Here is a 21,291-nt window from a genome sequence, read left to right as displayed (position 1 = left end):
CATCCGTTCCCAGGACAGCGGGTGGGTGATGCCGGAGCCCACCCACAAGTGCTCTCGCTTGAGACCTACGCAGCCACTATCATCCGCGTGGTGAATCCAACTGCGGTGCGATGGCTCGTGGGTTTGGCAGGTACCGCTGGCGCGTTCGCGGCGGCCGCCGCCGGATGGCAGGCGTTCGGGGAGGTCGGACCGGCACAGTATGCGTTCGCCGGGGTGACCGCGCTCGTGGGCGGATCACTGGCCTGGATGCAAGCCGGCCGCACCCCGGGAGCCCCGGAATTGCCGCACCATCCGGTGCCGCGTGAACTGCCCCGCGACATAGCCGATTTCACCGGACGCAGCGAGGAACTCGGCCGGATACAGGCCCTGCTGGGTTCGCCGGATCGGGTGACCGGTCCGCTCGTGGCCATCGCGGGCAAGGGGGGCCTGGGCAAGACGACCCTCGCGGTACGGGCGGCCCAGCGCTCGGCGTCCCAGTTCCCCGACGGGCAGCTCTTCGCGAACTTACGGGGGTACGACCCCCTGCCCGCCGACCCTAACGAGGTCCTTGCCACCTTCCTGCGGTCCCTGGGCGTCGACCCGCGGACGATCCCGGATGCGAGCCCCGACCGCGAGCAGATGCTGCGTACACTGACAGCCGGGCGACGCCTGCTCATCGTCCTGGACAACGCCAACGGGCCCGGGCAAGTACGTCCGCTCCTGCCAGGCGCCCCGGACGTCGCGGTGATCGTCACCAGCCGCAGTCCGTTGAGTACCCTCGAAGGAGCCCAAACCATCGTGCTCGACCTCTTGGAGCCCGAAGAAGCGCTCGAGTTGCTGGGCCGGGTTGCCGGCGCGGACCGGGTGGCCGGCGACCCCGCCTCCGCACTGCGGCTGGTGGCGCTGTGCGGTCACCTGCCGCTCTCCGTACGCATCGCTGGAGCCAGGCTGGCCGAGCGTCCGGACATTCCGGTGGCGGACCTCGCCGACCGACTCGCAGACGAGCGCGAACGGTTGGACCAACTCGAAATCGGAGACCTCGATGTCCGGTCCACCTTCATGATCAGCTACCGAGGGCTGCCGGAGGCGGAGCAGCGGGCCTTCCGACTGCTCGGGCTCTTTCCCGGCGCCGACTTCGCGGCCTGGCCGCTCGCCGCGCTGATGGACGTGCCCCTGCGCGTCGCCGAACGCCACATTGGCGCGTTGGTGTCGGCCCAAATGCTCGACGCCATCGGGCCCGACGAAACGGGCACCCCCCGCTACCGTTTCCACGACCTGCTCCGCGCGCTCGCCCGCGAGCAGCCGGAACCCGAGTCCGCGACGGCGACGGGCAGGCTCCTGGGCGCGTACCTCACCCTCGCGGCCACGGCGGAAGACCGGTTCCAGCCCGGCGAGGTGCGCAAGACCAGCACCCACCCGCGACACGAGGTCGACGACGTCCATCTCGACGGGCTGCTGCGCGACCCGATCACCTGGTTCACCACCGAGCAGCACAACGTCGTGGCGTGCGTGCGGCTCGCGAACGCGCGGGAACTCTGGGACGCCTCCTGGGAACTCACCCACATCGGCGCGCCCTTCTTCGAGATGTTGGCCGCCTGGGACGACTGGGGGACCGCGGTCGACCTGGCGCTGGACGCGGCTCGACGCTCGAACAACCGCTGGGCCGAAGCCATTACCCGTTTCGACACCGGTGCGCTCCGGCGCGACCTGGGTCGCCTCGACGATGCCATGGCTCTGTACGGCGAAGCGCTGACCGGCTACGAAGCGTCCGGCGACCAGCACGGCACGGGCGCCGTCATGCTGGTCCAAGGCATCATCCACCGCAACCGGCGGGATTGGGAGCCGGCCGCGGAGCGGCTGATGGAGGCGGCCGAGCATCTCAGGAACGCTGGGGACCGCCGACTCACCGCACAGGCACTGCGGAGCCTCGCGGTGGTCCGGGGCGGCCAGCGGCGGGTCGGTGAGGCCATCCCTTTGTTCCGGGAGGCGCTGGCGGAGTTCCAGAACCTCGGGGACCGACGGGCCGAGGCGTACGCCTGGCGCGGCCTCGCTCAGGCCGAGCTGGACAACGGGGACACGGACGCCGCGGGCCGTTCGTTCGGCAGGAGCCTCGACATGACGAGGCAGCTACGGGATCGCAGAGGCGAGGGCAGAGCGCTGCAAGGGCTGGGGCGAGTGAGCGTCGAATCCGGCGCCACGGCGGCGGCACTGCGGCGGTTCGCACAGGCTCGGGGGATCGCCGAGGAGATCCACGACGAGGTGCTCACGCGGGAACTGGACCGCGACGTCGCCGCCGCGAACCGGGCGTAGCCGTGCGTGGGCCCGGCCGACCTGACGGTCGGCGGGGCCCGATGGCGGACGGCTGGTACCCAGGACCCGGGCTCCGGCCGACTGGCCGTGCGTGAGGTAGGACCACGTGTCGGCCGAGCTGGTGACACGGTCGGCCTCGTGGTGCAGGGCGATGACGGTACGGGCGTGCAGGTGGGCGGTGGGCTCGCCGACCGGACACCGGGGCGCCAAGGCGACGACGCCCTCTACCTGTGGGTTCGACGGCGCGCGCAGCGCCGCGCGGCCCCGGTGCAGGAGGAGTAGGGGTACCGCCGCTTTGGCTCGGGCGGCAGGCCGTCCAATGCCGGTGTTCCTCGGCTCCTCCGTTCCCGCTGCCGACAGGCGTGCTGAGGTTTCTCGCCCTAGCGTGTGGCGAGAGCGGGAGCCGAGGAGGGGGAACGCCATGGGCCAGGACACAGCGTGGTCAGTGGCACCGGACGGCGGCCGCCCACAGGGGCGAACCTGCTCGCACACCGTGACGCCAACGCCAACGCCAACGCCGACTCCTGGTACGGCGCTGGGAGAGGGTTGTGCTGATTGCCTTGCGCGCGGATGGACCTGGGTGCGGTTGCGTCGGTGTCTGACCTGCGGGCACATCGGGTGTTGTGACAGCTCTCGGGGACGGCATGCCTACTCCCACTACCTGGCGACCGGGCATCCCGTCGCGGCATCCATGGCTCCCGACGAGGACTGGGCATGGTGCTTCCCCGACGAAGTGTTCCTGATCCGCGAGTGACAGCCAGGGAAACCACCCGAATTGCGGTGTAAGCCCTCCGGATGGAAAGGGCGGACTGGTCCGGACCGGGCGATCGGCCGAGCGTTCGCCTCCATTTCTCCGGGAGAGTGTCGTGGACGGTCGTACGGTGGACGGGTTCCCATGCCTCGGTGTCCGTGACGTACACCTCGGACAGGTCGGCGCGGATGGCCAGCTCGTCAGCGGGTCCGGGCGTACCGAGAACCGACGTCGACACCAGGGCCCTTCCGTCCTGGGAGCAGCCGGTACGAACCTCGGTGAGGACAGAGGTGTTCCGGAAACGGCGCTGGGTGTCGAAGACCAGGTGGGCTCCTTCGACGGCGAGCTGCGTGAACTCGTTCGAGAAGCGCGCGCGATCGTGACACCGTGGGCCGCGTGATGACGAACCGAAAGATCCATGCCGCGTAGACGGCCGAGGGACGTCCGGACGAGCCTCCCTCTGTACCGGACACAGGCTTCGCGACCCGCCATCGACGGAGCCTCCTTGCGGGCACTCTCCGAGGTAGCCCACCTCGAACGCACTCGGAACTACCTGCGACCAGGGGATGTCACCGTCGCGGTGCGCCTGTGGCGCGACCACGTCCGCCGCCCCGAGCGGCAGCACTGGCACGACTACGAGCTGGGCAACGTGCACTGGTACTGCTGCGGCAACCCTTTGGAGGCCCGCGCTCTCCTCGAGACGGTGATGAACGTGATGTCACCACGGGGCGCCCGGGAACTCCGGAAGATCATCAATCGGCTTGACGCCGCCTACGGCGTTCCCCCGCCGCCGTATGACGGCGAAGGAGGATAAAGCCGGCTCAGGGACCCCGTGGCCCCGACCGCCCCTACCGTGCGGCGTCTCCGGCCGGGTGGACCGTCCCCGCGCCGCCGGACGGGGGCGGGCGGTCGTCGAGCGCGGCGCTGACGGCTTCCGCGGCGAGGCGGTGCCACCGGCGGGCGTCGCGGAGCATCGCATGTCCGCCGCGGGGCATCGCGATCCCCTGGACCCGCGCTCCGGCGCTGCGGGCACGCGTGAGACAGGACCAGGTGTCGGCCGCACTCGTGATCCGGTCGGCCTCGTCGTGCAGGGCGACGACGGTCCGACCCTCCAGATGGGCGGTGGGTTCCGCCTCGGGCCACCACGGCGCGAGGGCCACGACCCCCTTCACCCGGGGATCCGCCGCCGCGCGCAGGGCGGCGCGCCCTCCCATGGAGTGGCCCACGAGGACGACGGGGACCGGCCCCGCCACGGCGCGGAGTTCGTCCAGTGCCCGCACGGCGTCCGCGACGGGGTGGGCGTGCGTCCCGTTCCAGCCGCGGTGCCGGTAGCGGACGTGGGCGACGAGCACGTCATCGGCGAAGGTCTCGCGCAGCAGCGCGGTGGCGAACGGCCGCATCCGCAGCGCCGGGAGATTGATCCGCGGCGGCGGCCCCGGCCCGTCCGCCCGGCCCCCGTGGAGCAGCAGGACCGCTGCCTTCGCCTCGCGCGGCAGACGGTGGCCGAAGACCGGGACCATCGCCGCGCCGGTGCCCGTACCCCGGTGCCCACCGGTCACGGCCGGGCCCCCCGCGCGGAGCGGGTGGACGGGATGCAGGGCGACGCGGCGGCGTGCATCCCCGACGCGCCTTCGCGGGTCGGGTTCACGGCGAGGAACTGGTCGACGCCCATGCGGCCCTCGGCGAAGGCCAGGGAAGCCCCGGCCAGGTAGAGCCGCCAGACCCGCCCGGTGGTCTCCCCGACGAGGCCCTCGACCTCCACCCACCGGTCCTCCAGGTTGGCGCGCCAGGCGTCGATGGTCCTCGTGTAGTGCTCGCGCAAGGACTCGACGGAGCGGACCTCCAGACCGGCGGACTCCAGCAGGTCCGCGGTCCGGCCGAGCGGACGCATGTGCATGTCGGGAGCGATGTACGTCTCGATGAAGCGGCCGCCCCCGGGGGCCGTGGCCCCGCGGGACATCTGCTGGACGAGCAGGCGGCCTTCCGGCCGCAGCACCGCCCGCAGCAGCCCGGCGAACCGCGCGTACTCGCGGTCCCCGACGTGCTCGCCCATCTCGACGGTGGCGGCCGCGTCGTACTCTCCGCCGTCGATGTCCCGCCAGTGCCGCAGCTGGACGTCCACCAGGTCGGCCACGCCCTCGCGTGCGGCCCGCAGGACGACGAAGTCCCGCTGCTCCGCGGACAGCGTGACGGCCGTGACCCGCGCTCCGCGTTCCCGGGCGGCGTGGACGGCAAGGGAGCCCCAGCCGCAGCCGACGTCCAGGAGCCGGTCCCCGCGGCCGAGCCCGAGCTTGTCGCAGATCAGCTCGAGCTTGTCGGTCTGGGCCTCGGCCAGGCCGTACGAGGGGTCCGCCGGGCGGGACCAGTAGGCGCAGGAGTAGGCCATCGTGGCCGGATCGAGGAGGAGGGCGTAGAACTCGTTCGACAGGTCGTAGTGGTGGCCGATGGCGGCCCGGTCCCGGGCGGCGCTGTGCGGACGGCCGACGAGACGGGCGCGGCCCTCGGGCCGCCGGGGTGGCGGGCCCGCCACCCCCAGTCCCGCGGCCAGCACGGCGGCCGCGGCCAGGGCCGCCGCACCTGGCCGCCGGACCTCCCGGTCACGGACCGACCGGCCGGCCCGGCCGAGGGCCTGCGCCAGGTCCCCGTGGACGTCGATGTCACCGGCGACGTAGGCCTCGGCCAGCCCGAGCTCGTTGCGCTGCCACAGCAGGCGGCGCAGTGCGGCGGGCCCGCGCAGAGCGACGACGGGCACGTCGGCGGGGCCCACCTCGCTGCCGTCCCAGGCGCGCAACCGCAAGGGCAGCGGGCCGTCGAGGAATTGACCGAGGAGGTCGGCCAGTCGGTCCGCTACGGGCCTCATCGGGCGGTCCCTTCCAGGAGGAGAAGCTGAAGGACGCCGAGGCGGTCGAGGTGGAGCGTTCCGGCGTCACCCGTACTTCGTAGCCGGCGGCCCGATGGATTGGCCGCTGCGACGACCGGTCTCACCGTGGCGGCCTGCGCGCTCGGCAGGCAGACCGTCGAGGCGGCGACGGCGACTGCCGAGACGACGCTGCGGGCGCGCTGGACATGGTGTGCTCAGCGGCCGTACAGGCGGACGTTCACGGGCCGTCGAGCCCCTGCTGGCGAGAACTCGTTCACCGCCCGGCAATGAAAAGTTACTTACCGGCCAGTAGACATGCGTGCGGCCGCTGTTCATTCTGATCACGTACATGCCAATGAGTGACTGAGGAGCATCCCCGCATGCGCAGCCCCCGTACCACCGCCGCCACGGTGGCCGCAGTAGCGGCCGTACTGGCCCTGCTTCCGGCCGCCACCGCCCAGGCGGCCCCCGCCACGGTCCGCGCGGCGACGGTCGCCCCGGCCGCCACCGCGTCCGCGCCCGGCGGCAACGCGCTCCTCCTCGGCATCGACTACGCCACCTGGCAGCGCGACGTCGCCGTCGCCATCGACGCGGTACGGCCCGCGATCGAGCAGCGCATCGCCGCCGCGCCCGCCGGAGAGAAGCCCGCGATCGTCCTCGACATCGACAACTCCTCGCTGGAGACGGACTTCCACTGGTTCTGGACCTCCCCGACACCCGCCATCGCCAAGGTCCGCGACCTGACCCGGTACGCCAACGACCGCGGGGTCGCCATCTTCTTCGTCACCGCCCGGCCCGGGATCGTGTACTCCTTCACCGAGCGCAACCTCAAGGCGGTCGGCTACCCGGTCTCGGGCCTCTACGTTCGCGACCTCCCCGCCTTGTTCACCGAGGTCAGCGCATACAAGACGGCCAAGCGGGCCGAGATCGAGGCGCGCGGCTACACGATCATCGCCAACATCGGCAACAACCAGAGCGACCTGGTCGGAGGCCACGCCGAGCGCACCGTCAAGCTGCCGGACTACGACGGCAAGCTCTCCTAGACCCCAGGCGGCGGTCGAGTACTCGGTCGCCCGCTCGACCAGGGTCTACCGGACTCTTGAGACCCGCCGTGAACCACAGGAGGGGCCCCGATGCGGGGCCCTTTCCGTGGTGTGTTGTCCCGGGGGGGGCGTTGGTGACACGCGTGCTGGGTCTTGAAACAGGTGGGGGCCTGCGGGTTCGGTGCGGATCGCGATGTCTGCACAGGTCCGAGGAGGCCCTCGTGATCCTCCGCTGAGCCCGGCACCGCAGATCAGGGGCGCCCCTGTCTGCCGGATCCGATCCCGTCGCGTCAGCGTGCGAGGTGCTGTTCGATCAGGTCGAGACCCGCACGCAGGCCGGTCAGCCGCCTGGAGCCGGCTTGCGGGACGGAGTTCCAGCCGGGCCCCGCGACCAGGAGCGTGGAGTGGGACCTCGCCCCCCGCACCCCCCACTCGACTCCCTCGACCGCGCGCACCAGCTCTGCCGCGGCTGCCGGGCGGCCCTGGGCCCACACCACCACCATGGACGGCCCCACCCGTCGCACCGCCTCGCTCAGAGCGCCGACCGGAAACGCCGGCCCGAACATCTTCACCGGCAGCCCGCCCTCGGCAAGAGCTGCGCGCAGTGCTTCCAGCGGAAGGCTGTGGAGTTCCCCGGGAGCGCAGGCCAGAACGATCGGCCGAAGCCCCTCGCGAGGCGGGCGGCGCGGCGGACGCGGACGCCGCAGGGCCGAGGAGACGAGCCAGGACAGCAGGTGTTCCACCTCGATGTACCGCTCGCCCGACGAGGCCCACTTGCGGCCGGCGGCGTGCAGCGTCGGCGCGATGATCTCCTCCCACGCCACCACGACGCCATGGTCCTCGATGGCCCGCTCCAGGAGCAGCTCCACCGCGTCCCCGTCCAGTCTCACCGCCGCACGGGCGAGGCCGCGGCACTCGGCGCGCACCGACCCGAGCGGCAGAGCCGCCGAGCCACCCGGAGTCCGCCCCGCCCCGGCTCCAGCGCCGGCCCCGGGAGCATCGGCTCCCTCCCCGGAGGCTGCTGCGGCCGCCAGCCGCGCGGCGCGCGCCGCCTCCGCGGGCGGCACCCCCCATGCGGTCAGATGGCACATCTCCTCCAGGCGCGCGATGTCCTCCGGCAGCCACCGGCGGTGCTTGCCGACCACGCGGACGGCCGGGCCGATCGCGTAACGCCTCTCCCACGAGCGCAACGTCGCCGCCGCCACACCGAGCCGCTGTGCCACGGCCCCGGTACTCATGCCGACCACCGGCTGCTGCACCGTCACGGGGCCCTCCTGGCGGACCTTCACGTGTTCAGCTGCCAGATGGACGCGTTGAGGGCGGTGGCGAAGACCACCCACAGCAGGTACGGGACGAGCAGGAGCCCTGCCAAGCGGCTCAGCCGACGGAACAACAGCACCGTGGTGGTGAGCGCGGCCAGCAGCAGAGCGATGTCCAGGAGGGCGAGTCCGTACCGGCGGCCCGCGAAGAAGAGCGGGGTCCAGGCGAGGTTGAGGGCGAGCTGAACCGACCACCAGACGAGAGCCCGCCGCACGGACGATCGGTCGGGGTGCCGCCGGACCAGCCAGGCCGCGACCGCCATCATCGCGTACAACACGGTCCAGACAGGTCCGAACAACGAGGCCGGCGGGGCCCAGTCGGGCCGCTCCAGCGCCGCGTAGACCTCACCCGCGTCGGCGGAGGCGAGTGCCCCCAGGGCCGCGACGCCATAGGTCACGACGAGGAAGCCCGCGAGCGCTCCCCAGTGTCCTGAACGGCTAGGGCGGGTCGGGGTCGGGGTCGGTTGCGGGTTCGGTGCTGGTGTCGCGGAATGTGCCACGTCCGGCTCCCGGGAGACTCGATGACTTCGGACGCGCTGCGCTGCCCGCGCGAGGGCGCTGGTCCGTCTCTTCTTCGCCTGTGGAGCCCCTGCCGGATGCACCGCGCGCATGCGGTCGGCGAGAGGCGTCCGGCATCACCACCCCCGAGTGCCGGGCGGGCCTTTGAACGGCCCCCTGACGTCGGAGGTGATCCAGCCTCCGTAGAAGTCGCCCTGCTGCGCCGCGACTTCCTCGCCGTCGACCAGGCAGCGATCCACCCGGGACGGGTAGAAGGCGAGGAAGTCGGCTATCGCGCCGAATCCGGGGGAGGGGTCCGCGTAGCTCCACGCCGCGTCGGAGACCACGGCCCTGCCCTCGACGCGCAGGTCCCAGTAGGTGGCGTTGCCCTTCCACTCGCACCACGTCCGGGTCTCGGATCGCACGAGCAGCTCGCGGCACGCGTCCTCGGGCGGGATGTAGAAGACCGGGGGATGGCTCGTCTCCAGGACCCGCACCGAGCGGCGGCTGTCGGCGATCCGAGCTCCGGCGAACTCCACGACCACGTGCCTGTCGTCCGGTTCGAGACGCGGTGGTCGCGGGTAGTCCCACACGGACTCGGGGTCCCGACCCGACGGCCCGGCTGTCCTCATCGTCGCTCCCTTCGGCCCCGCACGGTGGAGCCCCGCCCCACCCGGGCCGTCACGCCGTCCTCTGGGCCCCGCGCCTACAGCCCGGCGATCCGCGCCGCGAAGAAGCCCGCGACGAGGACCGTGCCGAGCACGATCAGCCCCAAGAGGAACCACGGGTGCTCCCAGACCCCGCCGTCAGGTCGTTCCTGGTGCGCTTCGGCCGTGGAGCCCTCCACCGGCGGGGTTTCCGTGGGCGTGACGCGATGGGTGCTCATGGTGTCTCCTCTGCCAGAAGAGGTCGTTCCCTACCCCCACTGTCCGGCGTCGGCCACCCGGGCGCACGTCGCAGCGTTCGTGCACCGCTTGGCCGCCGTGCCGGTCCCGCACCCCGCGATGCTCGACGCGTCCCGGCGGCTGCCTCGGTGCCAGGACCGATCGGGACGCGGGACCAGTGGGCCCGGGTCACGCCATCAGCCCGGCCAGTTCGCGGGCGGCTCTTCGGGGACCGTGCGCGCGGACGTGGCCGTGCAGTTCGTCGAGGGCGTGCCGGGGGGAGTCCAGCAGCGCGGAGACCGCCCGGCCGGCCGTTGCCGGGTCCAGCCGGTACGGGTCCAGGCACAAGCCCGCGCCGGCCCTCTCGGCGTCGTGGGCGACGGAGAACTGATCACTGGAAAAGGGCAGCAGGAGGGCGGGCACACCGGCCGCGAGGCACTCGGTGAACGAGTTGTTGCCTCCGTGGTGGACCATGGCGTCCACCTGCTGGAGCAGTGCCTGCTGCGGTACGGTCGCGGCCACCGCGACCCGGGGGCCCGCCAGACCCGCCAGTGCTTCCGCCTGGTCCCCGGCGGCGAGGATCACGGAAGTGTCGGGGCGCTCGGCGAGGATCCCCCGGGTCACCGATTCCAGTACGTCGCGCCGGGCCGACAGGAACGTCCCCAGTGCGACGAGGACCAGGCGCGGGCCCGCTTGCCGCAGCCGGCGCGCTTCGGCCCTCCAGAACGGGCCCGGATCGAGCGTGCCGGTGGGGGTGAGGTGTCCGCTGAACACGTAGGCCGGCCCTTCGGGGCGCGGGGGCAGCCAGTCGAGCCGGGGATAGTTCAGCAGGACGGCGCGGGGCGAGCACAGGGTGAACGCCCGCCTCGGCACGGGGCGGTGTGGCGCGTGGCGGCTGATGAAGCGCGCGAAGAGCGCGGTGAACGAGTGGTCGTTCGCCCGCGCCTCGCCGCGCAGCGTCCGCAGATCCGCAGGGGTCGGCCGCACTGCCTGCGGCCACGCGTAGGGAACTCCGAACAGGGCACCGGGTGCGGCCGGCAGATAGCTGGGATGGCCGGGACAGAAGGTCGCGTACGGCAGGTCCAGACAGTGCAGGGCCAGCGTCACGGAGTAGCTCAGCTGGTCGACCACGTACCAGTCCGCCGGCCGTTCGGCATGCAGGGCCCGCAGCTCCGCCAGGACCCGTTCCGGTGCGGCCAGCATGTCCGCCCTGCGGTGCCGTGCCTGAACCAGCAGGGCGGGAACGGCCCCGCCCCGGGTCGCCTCCAGGAACTCCTCCAGGCGTCGCGCCTCGTCCTCGGCCTGGACCGTGCGCCGCGCGATTCCCGTGTTCGCGTTGCGGCCGATCCGCAGCGGCGTGAACTCCACCCCCGCGGCCTCGGCCAGGGACGCGAATCCCTCCGCGCAGGCGAACGTGACCTCGGCCCCCGTCGCACGGAGCTCGCCGGCCAGCACGGACAGGGGAGCCGCGTGCGAGTGGAACGGCGGAGCGATCACGGTGACACGCGGCATGAGGGACCTACTTCCGGCAGAGGGCTGTCATGCCCTCTTCGGCGCCGGGCCCGGGTCCGGAGGCAGCCCCGGAACGAACATGTGCCCGCATCCGAAGCCGTTGGCCCGGCGGAAGGGAGGGTGACCATCCGCCCGAGCGAGAGCAGCGCCCCATGGACGCAACCACCCCGCAGGACGGGACCGACCCCTTCGTAGCGGCCCGCCAGAGCTTCTGGGCTCCCGGGACAGCACTGGGGACCGCCTTCGCCCCGGGCACCTTGACGTCGTTCCTGTACGCCGAGTACCTCCCCGGACATCACTGGCCCGCGGCCCGCCCCCTGCACGATCCCCTCGACGCGAGGACCGCCTCCCTACGCCGCGCCCTGAGGCTCCGAAGGGTGCTCGCCCCCGAAGCCCTCCTGGCCACCGCACTGAGCGGGGACCACCGACTGCGCAGTACGGTCGCGGAGGCCTGGGCCCGCTCGGTCCACCTCCACGGAACCGCGCGCGTCCGGCGCGGACTGCGCGACGCGATCCTGCGCTGCACCGATCCCGGGACCCTGGCCCACCTGATCGATCTCGCGACCGCGGGGCACCTCCGGGTCCTGGAGCCCGACCAATGGGCCGACCTGGCCCGCAGCCGGCCCCTCAGCACAAGGCCGGCCCGGCTCTCGCTCTGGCGCCACCTCGCGGGCCACCCCGACCTGCGCCGGATCCTTCCCACGCCCGACACGGCCGGTGACGCGTACGAACGCCTGCTGCTCGTGGCCGCAGGCGGCGGCCGCTTGTTCGCGTCCCCCGACCTGCCGCACGGCGACGGCCTGCTGGTGGTCCAGTCCATGCTGCTCGGCGAGATGGACAACCCGGGGGAGGGGAGCAGCGGAGGTCTCGGAGTCCTTCTCGCCGGCCTGGGCGACGCACTCGCGCGGACACGGGGCATCGATGCGGTGATCACTCTGGTGACGAAGGACGCGCGGGAACTCGGCGAAGAGCCCGACCTCCTGCGCGGCCGGGGCACCGGACACTGGACGCTCACGCTGCCGACCGCCCCCCACGACACCGCCACGGCCGGGAATCCCGCCGGAGCCGCACTGACCTGGTGGACCAGCAAGGTCCTCGGTGGTTTGGGCCGACAGCCCGACCTCGTCCATGTGAGATACGCGGACGACGCCTCTCTCGCGGTCGCCGAAGCCGCTCGGCAACTGGGCGCGCGCCTGATCTTCACCGCTACGCCCGATCCGCACCGCCGCGTCACCGAACGGCACGCCGGACGCTCGACGGCCAACGGGCCCGGAACCGAGGAGCTGCGACAAGACCTCCACCGCGTCTTCGCGGCGGACAGGCTCGTCGACCGTGCCGACGAAGTCATCGGCATCCCCGGCCGGGGCGGCACGGGCGAGTTGGTCCGCTACTTCCCGCAGCTCGCCGGGGTCAGAGGCGGGGAAGGACCCAGCGCGCCTCAGGAGGGGATCACCGCCTACCGGCCCGCCGACGACGAAGCGCTGAGACAGAAACGGCTGCGGGAGGGCCTCTTCGCCGTCGGGCGCACCTCGGCCCTCGACCCGACCGCGCGCGGCATGCCCCTTCTGCTCTCCGTGGGGCGCCTCCACCCGCTCAAGCAGCAGCACGTCCTGGTCCGCGCGTGGATCGAATCGGGTCTCCACCAGCGCTCGACGCTCGTCGTGGTGGGCGGGTCCGCCCGGGCGGAGAGGCGAGATCCGGCGGAGCTGGAGGTGCGGTGCGCCATCGACGCCCTGCTCGACGAGCACCCGGATGCCGCGGCGCGGTTGGCGCTGGTGCCCGCGATGCCCAATGACGTGGTCCGGTGCCTGGAGCGGGCATTGGCCGACCCGGAAACCGCCGGCCGAGCCTATTACGTCTGTCCCAGTGCGAAGGAGGAGTTCGGCATTGCCGTGCTGGAGGCCATGGACGCGGGCCTGCCGGTCGCGGGCACCGGCCGCGGCGGCATCCCGCACTACGTGCGGGACACGGTCAACGGAATCCTCCTGGACACCTCGTCGTCCACCGCCCTGGCCGAAGGGCTGGAGCGGCTGTTGGACCTGGACCCGGCCGCCGTCCGTGCCATGACCCGCCGCGCCCGTGCCACGGTCCGGGCGCGCTATTCCATCGACGCCGCGGCTACGGCGTTCGCCGCCGTCTACACGGGGCTGGCGAGGATCGGAACGTCGTCACGCCCTACGTGAACGGTCCACCCCACCGGCCGGATCCGAGAGCAGCCCCGTCCCGGCGCAGTCCTCCGCCCCAGGCTGGTGCGCCATTGGCGCAGCGGCGCGTGTCATCGCGAGGTCTCGCCCGAGTCGAGAGGGCCTGTCGCGGCGCCGCGGGAGACACGGGCACCAGGGTGGGCCGTCCGACCGGTGAGGGCGGTACGGGCCCGTGCGGACCGGCCCGTTTCGTGGCCCGCGTGGCGGCTCTGCCAGTACGGGTTGTCGTGGGGGAGCTTGCCGGAGACACGGCCGTACATCCCGAAGGTCATGATGATCAACCCCATGACGAAGCTGAACAGCACGTTCGTCATGCCGAAGCCGAGGACGTTGGCGCTCTTGTCGAGGATGAAGAGGTGCGCGAAGCCACTCAGCAGGAACAGCACTCCCACGGTGATGTTGAGGGTGGAGGCGAAATTGCCGCCGATGACGGCGCCCGAGGCGAGCGCGAGTCCGACGACCACGGAGATGACGCTGAGGGTCGTGTTGGTGGTCATCCCCGCGATCGTCGCACCGCGGGTGTCGAAGGGGTGCAGGGCGTCCGCGAAGCCCAGGATCCCGAAAGCGATCAGGATCAGACCGCAGAGCAGGGCGCCGTAGCGATAGACGGCGGCGAGGCGGTGATCGACGGGTAGTTCGTCACTCAGCTTCATGTCGGCTCCTTACGTGAGGGTGCCAGTACGCCGCTTGACGGCCATGGGGGAGTCTCCTTCGGATCACTCCGGAGAAGCGCCCCGGCCGCCACTGGAGGGCATCTGACGAGCCGAACCTATGCGGAGCGAATGGCAGGGGCAATTTGCACCATTTATGCACCATTTTCGCGTAGGTCGCCGAGCCGGCAGCCTCCGACCGCACGCCTCCCCACGCACCCGTCCCGGCCGGGGCGCCGGCGCGGGGACGCTCATGCTGGACGGCCCCGCGCTGGCGTGAGGTCCCGTCAGGCCGCGGGGTCCGGATCCCAGGTGGTGCGGTAGTCGCCGGTCGAGCCGTCGATGAGCTCGCGGACGATATCCATGTGGCCGGTGTGCCGCACGGTGTCCTCCAGCATGTGCACCAGAACCCAGCGCAGCGACACCGTCGTGCCATCCCACGAGGTGCCCTGGTGGTCCAGGTCCAGGTCGTGGATCACCCGGTCGGCGGCCTTCCTCGCCCGCCCGTACAGGTCCACGATCTGGGCGGTCGTCTCGTCGGGTCCGACGGTCAGATCGTCCTCGGGAGCGAACCAGAGCTTCTCGGTCTCGTAGCCGAAGGTCTCGCAGAACCAGCCGTACTCGATCGCCGCCAGATGCTTCACCAGGCCCAGCAGGCTCGTGCCGGACGGAGTCAGCGGGCGGCGCGACTGCGCGTCGTCCAGGCCCTCCAGCTTCCACAGGGCGATGTCGCGGTGCTGGTCGAGCGAGGCGAGCAGGGTTGACTTCTCGTCGCCGGTGAAGGGGACGCGTTCGATGCGCTCGGGGGTGTCGGTCATGTCGGGACCGTAACAACGCCCGTCACCTTCCAGTGGTGCCGGGGCGTAGGCGCGGATAGCGGCGTTCGGCGGCCTGACGGCTGGCGACCCCGTCGCCCCCGACCTCCCCGCCCGCATCCTGCGCCGGCTCCCCGGCGGCTACGCACTCCTCTTCGGCCAGGCAGAACCGCACCGGCCCGAGCCCGCCGCCGCCTCGCCTACACCGACAGCACGCGGACACACGCCAGGGCCGGAACCGCTGGCGCGGTCCCGACCCTGAGGCATGGGCTCAGTGCTTGAAGACGTCCTTGACCTTCTCCTTGGCCTCACGCGCATCGCCCTTGGCCTGCTCCGCACGGCCCTCGGCGGTCAGCCGCTCGTTGCCCGTCAGGCGTCCAGCGGCCTCCTTGAGCTTGCCCTTGGCCTGCTCGCCCTTCGCCTCGGCCTTCTGCTCACCAGACACAACTGATCACTCCCTCTTCGGTGGAAACGCCCTACGCAACCCCGTATGGCCGCTGGGAGCTCCCGTAAACGGGGTCAACTGCGACAGGGTCTGCCCGGGCTCGTGAGGGCCAGGCAGGGCCGCTCGACCCGACGGCACCCGATTACCTCAGAGACACGCACAGGAAAATCTATGTCGGCCAGAGTAGACATTGGAGCATGGCGTGGTTATGGTTTCTCTCGTAGCACAGTCAAGAAGGGCCCGGCAGAGACGAACCGCCGGGCAGCGGCATCCGCAGTTGCATTGGTTGGACGGTGCGGTGGTGGAGTTCCGAAGCCAGGCTTGTGCAGGACGGCGACGGGGCTGACGGCCGGACCGGGTGGCCCGCAGTCATCAGGGGCCGCCACAGGCAGCACCGCAGTGAACGCAGTGATGGCAGTACCCGGCAGTGCAGTGAAGTGAGCAGCACCTCGGTGAAGGCGTCGGCTGCGGGCGCGCGCACCGGGAAGTTCGGCAGTGGGGTTCTAAGCCAGAGCAGACGCAGGATGGGCGACGGGGCTGGCTGCCGGAACGTGGCGCATGTTCAGGCCACGAGCAGTACCAGTAGTACCGAGTGCAGCAGCACACGCAGTTCGCGGTACCAGCAGTACGCAGTTCCCCGCTCAGTAAGCAGTTGATCACCCGAGGGATGAACGGAGGGATTGGGCGCCATCAGGATCGCCCGGGCGGAAGGCCGAGCCCGGGTACCGCAGGACATCGATAGCGAGGTGGTCTCCGGTCAAGCAACCGCGATCCCCGCATCTCCCGTCCCTGTTCGGGCGGGTCAGCGGATACAGGAAGCCGGCGCAGTATCAAGACCGGCAGATGGTGTAGCAGTTCCTTCGGGGCCTTGGTGCCGTACGGCATCAGGGCCCCTCCACGCGTGCCATGAGAGAGGTGCAATGACAGCAGGCGACTCGTTCGACCGTCTCGACGACGACGACTACCCCGCCTACACGATGGGCCGGGCCGCCGAGATGATCGGCACCACCCAGGGGTTCCTCAGAGCCCTGGGCGAAGCCCGCCTCATCACCCCGCTGCGCTCCGAGGGCGGACACCGCCGCTACTCCCGCTACCAGCTGCGCATCGCCGCCCGCGCCCGCGAACTCGTCGACCAGGGCACCCCCATCGAGGCCGCCTGCCGCATCATCATCCTCGAGGACCAGCTCGAAGAGGCCCAGCGCATCAACGCCGAATACCGCCGCGCCGCCGAATCCGCGAACCCGACACCCGCAGCCTGAGACGGCGAAGAGGAGTGTCGGGGGCGGTGTTCCTGCTGCCGGTGCAGCTGAGCGTCTTCGCCGTCCCGTCCCCGGCGGTGACGCCGACGAACCTCCTCTACAACCTGATCGCGGGCCCCGGCGCCCTGTGGCGCTACCGCCGTACCGGCGCCTTCCACGGTCCTCTGGTCCGCCGCCTCCTGCTGGGGACCCTGCCCGGTGTCGTGGTGGGCGCGGCGATCCGGGTGTTCGCGCTCCCGGGCCCGACCGTCTTCAAGGCCCTCGTCGCCGCCTTTCTGCTCCCGCCTGCTCCCGCTCGGGCTATGGCTCACCGCCCGCACCCTCCTGCCACCCCGAAGGCCCCGACCGCTTGATGACCGCCCGCCCGGCGATCGTGGCCTGTCGGAGCGGGCGGTGACGTGGCCGGCCCTGGGGGTGGGGGTGGTCGGCGGGATCTACGGCATCGGCGGAGGCTCCCTCCTCGCCCCCATCCTCGTCGGCCGCGGCATGCCGGTGGTCCAAGTCGCGCCCGCCGCACTGGCCTCGACGTTCGCGACCTCCGCCGTCGGCGCCGCCACCTACGCCCTGCTCGCGCTGACCGGCCCGGGAAACATCGCGCCGCACTGGTGGCTCGGATCGGCCTGCGGCCTGGGCGGTCTGATCGGCGGCTACCTCGGCGCCCGTCTCCAGCCCCACCTCCCCGAGAAGGCCCTCCGCCTCCTCCTCGGGATCCTGGCCGCCACCGTGGGCGGGCTCTACGCCGCCGAATCCCTCGGCTGATCCCCCCCCGGGCCGTCGACTTCCGCAGCACCCGGTACGGCACGAACTCCCGACCAGGCACTCCTCCACGCCCGGTTCGGCGAGCACGGCCAACCGTCCGCGTGACCGCGGCCATCGCCGCTGGCGGGCGGCCGTCAGCGGCGGGTCTCGATGCGCAGGCCGCCCGTGGTCACATGGCGCATGTTGTCGCTAGCGAGCAGGTCGTGTGGCTGGCCGAGCTCGATCGCGCTCGCCGCGTCCAGACGGGCCATCTGGGCGGCCGTGAACTCGATCTCCAGGGCGCCCAGGTTCTCCTCCAGCTGGGCGGGGGTGCGGGCCCCGATCAGGGTGGTTGCCACGCCCGGGTTGCGCAGGGTCCAGGCCAGCGCGACCTGGGCCGGGGTGCGGCCCAGGTCGGCGGCGACCTCCCGGGCGACGTCGGCCACGGCCAGGTTGCGTTCGGTGAGCGTGCCCAGGGTCAGGTTGTGATTCCTGCGGGTGCTGTCGCCGGTTCCGGCGCTCGTCCCGGCCACGTCGTCCCGGCTGTACTTGCCGCTGAGCACCCCGCCACCCAATGGCGAGTACGGGACCACGCCCAGGCCCAGTTCCCGGGCCATCGGGATCAGGTCGCGCTCCGCTGTGCGTTCGATCAGGCTGTACTCGAGCTGCAGCGCGACCAGCGGTGACCAGCCGCGCAGGTCGGCGATCGCCTGCATCCGGGAGACCTGCCAAGCCGGGGTGTTGGAGATCGCCACGTACAGCACCTTGCCCTGCCGGACCAGATCGTCCAGGCCGCGCAGGATCTCCTCGACGGGCGTGCGGAAGTCCCAGACGTGCAGGTACAGCAGGTCGATGTAGTCGGTGGCCAGCCGCCGCAGGCTTTCCTCCACCGAGCCGAACAGGGCCTTGCGGTGACCGCCCCCGGAGTTGGGGTCGCCGGGGCGGCGCAGCGTCGAGTACTTGGTCGCCAGCACCAGGCGTTCGCGCTCCTCGCGGGCGAACTCGCCCAGCAGGCGCTCGGAGCTGCCGTCGGTGTAGGTGTCGGCGGTGTCGAGGAGGTTGCCGCCGAGCTCGACGTAGTGGTCGAACAGCTTGCGGGCCTCGGCCCGCTCGGCGCCCCAGCCCCACTCGGTCCCGAAGGTCGCGGTACCCAGGGCCAGCGGTGAGACCCGCAGTCCCGAGCGGCCCAGCAGCCGGTAGGTGTCGAGGGTCAGTGCCATCAGGTCCTCCTGTGCTCGTGGTCTCTTGCCGGGACCGAGTCTGCGGCGGCGGCGCCCGGGGGGTAAGGGACGGCACTTCCTGGGAAGAGCGGTCCCACCCTGACGGTTGGACCGGGCATGACGATGCGAACCATGGACGCCACCCAGGAGCTGGCCGCCTTCCTTCGGAGCAGGCGCGAAGGCCTCGACCCCGACCGGCTGGGCCTGCCGTCGCGCCGGCAGCCCCGGCGAACACCGGGGCTGCGCCGAGAGGAGGTCGCCGAACTGGCGGGGGTGAGCACCGACTATGTGGTCCGGCTGGAGCAGGGCCGCGGGCTGCGGCCCTCGGCAGAGGTGCTGACGGCGCTGGCCCGCGCCCTGCGCCTGGATCCGAGCGAACGCGATTACCTCTTCGACCTGGCCGGACACCGCCGCCCCGGCACCACCGGTGGGCCGGCCGCCGCCGCGGCACCGTCGCTGGCCCGCCTGGTCGGCGACCTCTCCCCGCTGCCGGCGATGCTGCTGGACCACCGCTACGACATCCTCGCCTGGAACCTCGAAATGGCCCGGCTGCTACCGGGTTTCGAGGCCGTGCCGCCGTCACGGCGCAACGCGATGTGGCTGTGTCTGCTGCACCCGGAGATGCGCGGCTTCTACGCCGACCGCGAGCAGGCACTGCGCGACGGGATCGCCCACCTGCGCGCGGCGTGGGCCGCACACCCGGAAGACCGGGAACTTTCCGACCTCATCGCCGAGTTCATCACGCAGGACGAGGACTTCGCCCGCTTGTGGTCGGAGCGAGAGGTCAGTGTCAACGGACGAGGCCGGAAAATGCTGCGGCACCCGGCCGTAGGCCCCATCAACGTCGACTTCGAAGTCCTGCTACCGCTCGAAGACCCGGAACTGCGCCTGCTCGTCTACCGTGCCGCGGACGAGGAGAGCCGCAAGTCCCTGGACCGGCTGTGCGCGACCAACGCGTCCAGGCTCACTGCCTGAGCCGCCGTACAACTCAGGCGACCGGCGGGCCGCAGTGGCCGGTGAAACCCACCATGCTTCGCACACCGCTGGTGACCGGCAGCGCACCGAACTGTTGACGATCACCCGAGGCACCTCGATGGTCATTCGACCGCATGAGGCCGGTCAGGTGGGCTGTCGAGGGCGGGGCGCATCAGCAGGAAAGCCACCGCGGCGCCTACCTCGGCCCTGCCGTCGCGGAAGGCTCCGCGACGGCAGCGCGTCCTCACGCCTGGGGCGGCGCCTGACTCCCTTGGCGCTGCCGCTGGCGGTAGTTGCGCATGGACACCTGGGAGCCGCAGCCGGGACTGCAGTACAGCCCTCCACCATTGCGGGTGCGGTCGAAGAAACCGAAATGGCACGGGGGGTTCCGGCACGCCTTGATGCGCCCCCAGTCACCGCTCTGGGCGAAGGTCGTCACCGCGGCCAGTACGGTTCCGAACACGCGCTCCACCCCCGCCTGCGGCGACGTCAGCTCGACGCCATCGGCCGTGATCACCGTCGCCAGCGGGTAGAGCGACCCCGCGCGCCGCAGGTGCCGCTCGGCCCGCTGCAGCGGCTCACCCAGGCTCTCCTCGTCGCCCGAGTGCGCGAGCAGCACGGTCACCAGGGCGTCGCGCAGCTCGCGCGCGGCCGCGGCATCAGCATCGGTCGCCGTGGTTTCGCCGCCGAACTCGTCGTACTCCGCCCGCCACGCCGCGAACGATTCCCCATCCCCGAACAACTCCCGCCGACCGGACCCGTCCGCGCGCGTGTTCACGAACGCGAGCACGGTATCCACCGCCGGTGTGGCGGTACGCGGGCCGAGTTTGGGAGGTGGGGCTGTCGCACTGCTCATGCCCTCATCTTACATCAGCAGCAATAGGTGCTAACTCGTCTAACGGGCAACCAAGGGCGCCACCCCACTTGACGTGTTGCGCGCTAACTCAATACGGTCGCAACATGACTGAGACATCAAACCCGCAGACCCACCCCCGCGCATGGCTGATCACCGGCGCGACGTCCGGCATCGGCCGCGAACTGACGCTCCAGGCACTGCAGAGCGGCGACGTCGTCTCGGCGCTCGCCCGCGACACCGCTTCCCTGGAGGAACTGATCGAGGTCCACGGTGAGCGCCTGCTCCTGATCCAGGCGGACGTGCGCGACGAGCAGGCCGTCCGGGAAGCGGTGGAGCGCACGCTCGCACGGTTCGGCCGCATCGACGTGGTGGCCAACAACGCCGGCTACGGACTGTTCGGAGCTATCGAGGAGGCCTCCGACGCGCAGATTCGCGCCGTGTTCGACACCAACGTCTTCGGCGTGCTCAACGTGCTCCGCGCGACCTTGCCGGTGCTCCGCGCCCAGCGATCCGGGCACATCCTCCAAGGCTCGTCCGTCTACGGGCAGTCCGCTCATCCCGGCGTGGGGCTGCTGGCCGCGACCAAGCACGCGGTCGAGGGGCTGTCGGACGCACTGGTGGCCGAGGTCGCACCGCTCGGCATCAAGGTCACGATCATCCAGCCCGGGCTGACCGCGACCCCCTTCCTGGCCAACCTCGATGTCGCGGCCGGCCTGGCCGACTACGACCAGACCGTTCGCGAGGTTCAGAAGGGCATCGGAGAGCTGCCGGCGTCCGCGTTCTCCTCCGCGGCGCGGATCGCCGAAGGCATCCGGGCGGCGGTCGACAGCCACAATCCGCCGCTGCGCCTGGCCCTCGGCACCTCCGGCGCCACAGGCATGCGCGCCGCACTGGAGGCACGCATCGCAGACCTGGACGGCTGGAAGCGCGTGACCGACGCCGTCGACAGGTAATCGCGAGTCCCGCCGGGGGC

At 71.6% G+C, this 21,291-nt stretch carries 21 protein-coding genes and 1 pseudogene; 10 read left to right on the top strand and 12 right to left on the bottom strand.

Annotated elements, in window-relative coordinates:
- The first annotated feature begins 48 nt into the window (after positions 1–48).
- From ACFWAR_RS04490 to ACFWAR_RS04475, 4 genes are all read left to right on the top strand, one after another.
- Entirely contained in the window at positions 49–2,289 is a 2,241-nt protein-coding gene (locus tag ACFWAR_RS04490; protein WP_385772952.1) for an ATP-binding protein, read from the top strand.
- 138 nt (positions 2,290–2,427) lie between these two features.
- Complete coding sequence (locus ACFWAR_RS04485; protein ID WP_385772950.1) at positions 2,428–2,571, top strand: hypothetical protein; 144 nt, start codon at positions 2,428–2,430, stop codon at positions 2,569–2,571.
- Between the two features lie 139 nt (positions 2,572–2,710).
- Positions 2,711–3,043, top strand: coding sequence for a UBP-type zinc finger domain-containing protein (locus tag ACFWAR_RS04480; protein ID WP_385772949.1), 333 nt, complete (start codon positions 2,711–2,713; stop codon positions 3,041–3,043).
- A gap of 502 nt (positions 3,044–3,545) precedes the next feature.
- Positions 3,546–3,854: a hypothetical protein gene (locus ACFWAR_RS04475; protein WP_385772947.1), complete on the top strand. Its 309-nt coding sequence runs from the start codon at positions 3,546–3,548 to the stop codon at positions 3,852–3,854.
- Between the two features lie 34 nt (positions 3,855–3,888).
- Here ACFWAR_RS04475 and ACFWAR_RS04470 read toward each other — a convergent pair whose 3' ends face one another.
- Entirely contained in the window at positions 3,889–4,560 is a 672-nt protein-coding gene (locus tag ACFWAR_RS04470) for an alpha/beta fold hydrolase (RefSeq protein ID WP_385773241.1), read from the bottom strand.
- A 35-nt stretch (positions 4,561–4,595) separates the two neighbouring features.
- Entirely contained in the window at positions 4,596–5,900 is a 1,305-nt protein-coding gene (locus ACFWAR_RS04465) for a class I SAM-dependent methyltransferase (RefSeq protein ID WP_385772945.1), read from the bottom strand.
- 380 nt (positions 5,901–6,280) lie between these two features.
- On the opposite strand from ACFWAR_RS04465, the gene ACFWAR_RS04460 reads away from it, so the two are divergent.
- Positions 6,281–6,943 (top strand): HAD family acid phosphatase, encoded by a 663-nt coding sequence (locus ACFWAR_RS04460; protein ID WP_385772943.1) that lies wholly within the window; start codon positions 6,281–6,283, stop codon positions 6,941–6,943.
- A 290-nt stretch (positions 6,944–7,233) separates the two neighbouring features.
- On the opposite strand, the gene ACFWAR_RS04455 is transcribed toward ACFWAR_RS04460, so the two are convergent.
- The 5 genes from ACFWAR_RS04455 to ACFWAR_RS04435 all read right to left on the bottom strand — a co-directional run bounded on the left by ACFWAR_RS04455 (position 7,234) and on the right by ACFWAR_RS04435 (position 11,156).
- Positions 7,234–8,208, bottom strand: coding sequence for a MerR family transcriptional regulator (locus tag ACFWAR_RS04455; protein ID WP_385772941.1), 975 nt, complete (start codon positions 8,206–8,208; stop codon positions 7,234–7,236).
- Positions 8,209–8,228: 20 nt separating this feature from the next.
- Complete coding sequence (locus ACFWAR_RS04450; protein ID WP_385772939.1) at positions 8,229–8,660, bottom strand: TspO/MBR family protein; 432 nt, start codon at positions 8,658–8,660, stop codon at positions 8,229–8,231.
- A 237-nt stretch (positions 8,661–8,897) separates the two neighbouring features.
- On the bottom strand, positions 8,898–9,392 hold the full coding sequence (locus tag ACFWAR_RS04445) for a DUF427 domain-containing protein (protein WP_385772937.1): 495 nt from the start codon (positions 9,390–9,392) through the stop codon (positions 8,898–8,900).
- Between the two features lie 74 nt (positions 9,393–9,466).
- A complete protein-coding gene (locus ACFWAR_RS04440; protein WP_385772935.1) occupies positions 9,467–9,646 on the bottom strand; it encodes a DUF6480 family protein in 180 nt (59 codons plus the stop codon).
- Between the two features lie 187 nt (positions 9,647–9,833).
- Positions 9,834–11,156 carry a glycosyltransferase gene (locus tag ACFWAR_RS04435; protein ID WP_385772933.1) on the bottom strand — a complete coding sequence of 441 codons (1,323 nt, stop codon included), beginning with the start codon at positions 11,154–11,156 and terminating at the stop codon, positions 9,834–9,836.
- A 152-nt stretch (positions 11,157–11,308) separates the two neighbouring features.
- Between ACFWAR_RS04435 and ACFWAR_RS04430 the strand changes: the two genes are divergently transcribed.
- On the top strand, positions 11,309–13,339 hold the full coding sequence (locus tag ACFWAR_RS04430; RefSeq protein WP_385772931.1) for a glycosyltransferase: 2,031 nt from the start codon (positions 11,309–11,311) through the stop codon (positions 13,337–13,339).
- A 92-nt stretch (positions 13,340–13,431) separates the two neighbouring features.
- On the opposite strand, the gene ACFWAR_RS04425 is transcribed toward ACFWAR_RS04430, so the two are convergent.
- The 3 genes from ACFWAR_RS04425 to ACFWAR_RS04415 all read right to left on the bottom strand — a co-directional run bounded on the left by ACFWAR_RS04425 (position 13,432) and on the right by ACFWAR_RS04415 (position 15,270).
- Positions 13,432–14,013 carry a DUF4383 domain-containing protein gene (locus tag ACFWAR_RS04425; RefSeq protein ID WP_385772929.1) on the bottom strand — a complete coding sequence of 194 codons (582 nt, stop codon included), beginning with the start codon at positions 14,011–14,013 and terminating at the stop codon, positions 13,432–13,434.
- Positions 14,014–14,297: 284 nt separating this feature from the next.
- A complete protein-coding gene (locus tag ACFWAR_RS04420; protein ID WP_385772927.1) occupies positions 14,298–14,828 on the bottom strand; it encodes a DinB family protein in 531 nt (176 codons plus the stop codon).
- 268 nt (positions 14,829–15,096) lie between these two features.
- Positions 15,097–15,270, bottom strand: a complete 174-nt coding sequence (locus tag ACFWAR_RS04415) for a CsbD family protein (protein ID WP_385772925.1) — start codon at positions 15,268–15,270, stop codon at positions 15,097–15,099.
- 920 nt (positions 15,271–16,190) lie between these two features.
- Here ACFWAR_RS04415 and ACFWAR_RS04410 point away from each other — a divergent pair.
- Positions 16,191–16,529, top strand: a complete 339-nt coding sequence (locus ACFWAR_RS04410; RefSeq protein WP_385772923.1) for a MerR family transcriptional regulator — start codon at positions 16,191–16,193, stop codon at positions 16,527–16,529.
- Positions 16,484–17,288: pseudogene (locus tag ACFWAR_RS04405) on the top strand (TSUP family transporter). Before ACFWAR_RS04410 ends, ACFWAR_RS04405 begins: the two are co-directional and overlap by 46 nt.
- A gap of 134 nt (positions 17,289–17,422) precedes the next feature.
- Here ACFWAR_RS04405 and ACFWAR_RS04400 read toward each other — a convergent pair.
- Positions 17,423–18,487 (bottom strand): aldo/keto reductase, encoded by a 1,065-nt coding sequence (locus ACFWAR_RS04400; RefSeq protein WP_385772921.1) that lies wholly within the window; start codon positions 18,485–18,487, stop codon positions 17,423–17,425.
- 132 nt (positions 18,488–18,619) lie between these two features.
- Here ACFWAR_RS04400 and ACFWAR_RS04395 point away from each other — a divergent pair, with 132 nt between their 5' ends.
- Positions 18,620–19,462: a helix-turn-helix transcriptional regulator gene (locus ACFWAR_RS04395; protein WP_385772919.1), complete on the top strand. Its 843-nt coding sequence runs from the start codon at positions 18,620–18,622 to the stop codon at positions 19,460–19,462.
- Positions 19,463–19,706: 244 nt separating this feature from the next.
- On the opposite strand, the gene ACFWAR_RS04390 is transcribed toward ACFWAR_RS04395, so the two are convergent.
- Positions 19,707–20,318, bottom strand: coding sequence for a CGNR zinc finger domain-containing protein (locus ACFWAR_RS04390; protein WP_385772917.1), 612 nt, complete (start codon positions 20,316–20,318; stop codon positions 19,707–19,709).
- A gap of 104 nt (positions 20,319–20,422) precedes the next feature.
- Between ACFWAR_RS04390 and ACFWAR_RS04385 the strand changes: the two genes are divergently transcribed.
- Positions 20,423–21,271, top strand: a complete 849-nt coding sequence (locus tag ACFWAR_RS04385; protein ID WP_385772915.1) for an SDR family NAD(P)-dependent oxidoreductase — start codon at positions 20,423–20,425, stop codon at positions 21,269–21,271.
- Positions 21,272–21,291 lie beyond the last annotated feature (20 nt).

Source organism: Streptomyces sp. NPDC059917 (assembly GCF_042730635.1).
Classification (GTDB): domain Bacteria; phylum Actinomycetota; class Actinomycetes; order Streptomycetales; family Streptomycetaceae; genus Streptomyces.
The sequence above is the reverse complement of the archived record's forward strand: the minus strand, read 5'-3'. Positions and strand labels throughout refer to the sequence as shown.